The 3,716-nt window shown below is 39.3% G+C and carries 4 protein-coding genes; 1 reads left to right on the forward strand and 3 read right to left on the reverse strand.

All coding sequences use genetic code 11. The features are described from left to right. The 3 genes from JWP71_RS01480 to JWP71_RS01490 form a co-directional block, all read right to left on the reverse strand. Positions 1–395: PIG-L family deacetylase (locus JWP71_RS01480; RefSeq protein WP_299496291.1), on the reverse strand; the 395-nt coding region annotated here is incomplete at its 3' end. A gap of 15 nt (positions 396–410) precedes the next feature. Beyond that, the gene (locus JWP71_RS01485) at positions 411–911 is read right to left on the reverse strand and encodes a glutathione peroxidase (RefSeq protein WP_299496293.1); all 501 of its coding nucleotides are present in this window, start codon (positions 909–911) and stop codon (positions 411–413) included. Between the two features lie 2 nt (positions 912–913). Further along, positions 914–1,489 (reverse strand): DUF4294 domain-containing protein, encoded by a 576-nt coding sequence (locus tag JWP71_RS01490; RefSeq protein WP_299496296.1) that lies wholly within the window; start codon positions 1,487–1,489, stop codon positions 914–916. A gap of 143 nt (positions 1,490–1,632) precedes the next feature. Here JWP71_RS01490 and JWP71_RS01495 point away from each other — a divergent pair. Continuing rightward, positions 1,633–3,716 (forward strand): RelA/SpoT family protein (locus tag JWP71_RS01495; protein WP_299496298.1); only part of this gene is annotated, 2,084 nt, incomplete at its 3' end.

Here is a 3,716-nt window from a genome sequence, read left to right on the forward strand (position 1 = left end):
ATTTTTAGCAGGCCCGACAAAAATGCAGCCGTATCAACCAATTGATTTGCACGGCCATGGTCGGGGTGCCTGTCATAACAGGCATTGGTTATTATTATTTCGGGCTGATATTTACGGATGGCTTCGACAACCTTTAGTTGGTATTCTTTTGTATTTTCAAAAAAACCATCCGGAATAGCTAAATTCTCTCTTACAGACAATCCTAAAATTTTGCCGGCCGCGGCCGCTTCCCGGTCTCGTATCTCTGCAGAGCCGCGCGTACCTAACTCGCCGCGGGTAAGGTCAACAATTCCAACTTTTTTTCCAAAAGCAATGTGTTTCAAAATGGTGCCTGCGCATCCAAGTTCGGCATCGTCCGGATGAACAGATAAAACTAATATATCTAACTTAAGCATATTTAAACATTGTAATTAATGATCAGCGGCTAATAATTTCGTGATCTTTTTTTTAATTTTTGAAGAGGTAGGATTGGTAAACGGATAATAAAAGGCTACAACCTCACCTGATCGGTTGATCAGGAATTTATGAAAGTTCCATCTTGGTACAGAGCTAACCACGCCATTTTGCTTTTTATCAGCAAAAAATTTATATAAAGGGTCGGCATATGGCCCCCTAACCCTTATCTTTTCAAATATTGGAAAGTTGGCGCCGTAGTTTTTGCAAAACTCAATTATCTCCTCTCCTTCCAATGGTTCCTGCCCGCCAAAATCATTCGATGGAAAACTAAGTATTTCAAAATCCTGCCCCGAAAATTCATTTTTCAAAGCTACCATATCTTTAAACTGGGGCGTAAACCCACATTCAGAGGCGGTATTTACTATTAGAAGTACTTTGTTTTTATATTGAGATAAACTAAGTTCCTGCCCTGGTATTTTCAAGGCATTAAACTGGTAGATATTATTACTACTCATTATTAGTTCCTGTAAGAATCGTATCCGGCCTGTTGTAGTATTTGTTCAATATCACGCTGTTCGTCACGGTCATAGGTTTCTTTTAAATTATGACCAAATATACGTGCCGCCGATTGTAGTAAGAATGCATTAAAACCACCCTTTAATTCTTTAACCATACTGTAGGTGGTGTTGTCAGTTTCGCGGTTTATCAGTTTAATAAGTATTTCACCCTGACTAATTGTCAGGTTTTGAATTTCCTTCTTAAACATGTCTTTTATCTGACTTTCGCAGGCTTTGATCAAAACCTTTTGTTTCTCTTTATCGCCCGTTAAAGCCAAATCGCGTTGTAATTGACGGTATCTGCTACCTGCAAAGTGCGCGTATGGTATAACCTTGGTTACATTGTATCTCAATAAGTTAAAGGCTTTTCTATCGGCTTCGCTCTTAAATATACGGCTATCAACTATGTTAACATCTTCGGTAACAATCCAGGGTACCATTTCTCCGTCTAAAACAGTAACATATGTTTTAATGGTATCATTTTTGCCTGTTTTTGGGAATGTAGGGGTTTGTGCCTGGGCCTTTAACGCACCCATTAAGCAACAACACAGTAAGAGAAACCCAAATAATTTCATAATTTTACTTATTGCAAAAATAATGCATTTTTTTTGTATTTATAATAACCTGCAATTTAATTGTTTATTGCAAGTTATGATAATAATACGGAGACTGCCTGGATATGAAAGAATTAGTTATTGACCTGGAAGTAGAGAAGACGGAGATATTAAAAAGATATCGGGCTTTATTGCGTGCAAGTAAATCTACCCTGCAAAAAGGCGATAAACGCATGATCCGTAAAGCATTTGATATGGCTTTAGATAGCCATAAAGATATGCGCCGTAAATCTGGCGAGCCTTATATTTATCATCCCATTGCTGTTGCACAAATAGCTGCCGAAGAAATTGGGCTGGGTACCACCTCTATAGTTTGCGCTTTACTTCATGATGTTGTAGAAGATACTGACGTAACATTAGATGATATTGAGCAGGAGTTTGGTAAGAAAGTAGCTAAGATTATTGACGGGCTTACCAAAATATCGGGCGTATTTGATACTAATAGTTCATTACAGGCCGAAAACTTCAGGAAAATGCTGCTTACTCTGGCTGATGATGTTAGGGTAATATTGATAAAGCTGGCCGATCGTTTACACAACATGCGTACAATGGAGTTTATGCCGCGCGATAAGCAGCTTAAACTATCATCAGAAACCGTATATCTATACGCCCCATTAGCCCACCGCCTGGGATTATATGCCATAAAATCTGAACTGGAAGATCTTTCTATGAAATACATGGAAAGAGAAACCTATCAGTTCATTAAAAATAAGCTCAACGAGAAAAAGGCCGAACGCGAAAAATTTATCAGGGACTTTATTGAACCGGTAAAAAGAGTTTTGCATGGACAGGGCCTGGATGCCGATTTGTTTGGCAGGCCAAAATCTATCCATTCCATCTGGAATAAGATGAAGAAAAAGGCTATTCCGTTTGAGGAGGTTTATGATCTTTTTGCCATCAGGGTAATTTTAGACAGTACCCCCGAAAACGAGAAGGCTGATTGTTGGAAGGCATATTCAATTGTTACCGATCTGTACAGGCCAAATCCGGATAGGCTGCGCGATTGGATATCGTCGCCAAAGGCAAATGGATATGAATCATTACATACCACGGTAATGGGGCCGCGCGGGCAATGGGTTGAGGTACAGATACGCACCAAACGCATGAATGAAATTGCCGAAAAAGGTTTTGCGGCACACTGGAAATACAAAGAGTCGTCTACCGATAGTGGGCTTGACCAATGGGTGCAAAAGGTGAGGGATATGCTGAAAAATCCAGATTCGAACGCGTTGGAATTTCTGGATGATTTTAAGATGAATTTATTCTCTGACGAGATATTTATTTTTACACCTAAAGGCGCACTTATACAATTACCACTAAACGCTACCGCGCTTGATTTTGCTTTTGAGATACATACCGACGTTGGCGCAAGCTGTATTGGGGCCAAGGTTAATCATAAGCTGGTTCCGCTTAGTTACAAACTGCAAAATGGCGACCAGGTAGAAATAATTACATCAAGCAAACAAATACCTAAAGAAGATTGGCTGAACTTTGTAGTTACCGCTAAGGCTAAAGCCAAAATTAAATCGGCTTTAAAAGAAGAGAAACGCAAAGTTGCCGAAGATGGGAAAGAGATACTTGAACGTAAGCTAAAGTCATTAAAAATTACTTACAACTCTGAAAATATACATAAACTAAGCTATTATTTTAAGCTGGGCTCTACCCAGGATCTGTTTTTCAATATAGCCAAAGGGCTTATTGATATGAAGGATTTGAAGGAATACCAGTTATCTGAAAAAGTAGTTGAAAACAAGCCGCAGGACAGAATAGAAAATGAGCAGCTGCAAGGCCTGTTAAGAAATATTAAAGCCAAAGACAGTGATATGCTGCTTATTGGCGAGGATATGCAAAAAATTGACTACAAGCTGGCCAATTGCTGTAACCCTATCCCCGGTGATGATGTATTTGGCTTTGTTACAGTTAGCGATGGTATAAAAATACATCGTACCAACTGCCCTAACGCTGCCAAACTGATGGCTAATTATGGCTACCGTATTGTAAAAGCCCGCTGGACCAATCAGCAGGAATTGGCATTTTTAACTGGCTTGCGTATCACTGGCATTGACGATGTAGGTTTAATTAATAAGCTTACTACCGTAATATCAAACGATTATAAGGTTAATATTCGCTCCATCACCGTTGACAGTGA

The sequence above is a fragment of the Mucilaginibacter sp. genome (genome assembly GCF_028287845.1).
GTDB lineage: Bacteria > Bacteroidota > Bacteroidia > Sphingobacteriales > Sphingobacteriaceae > Mucilaginibacter.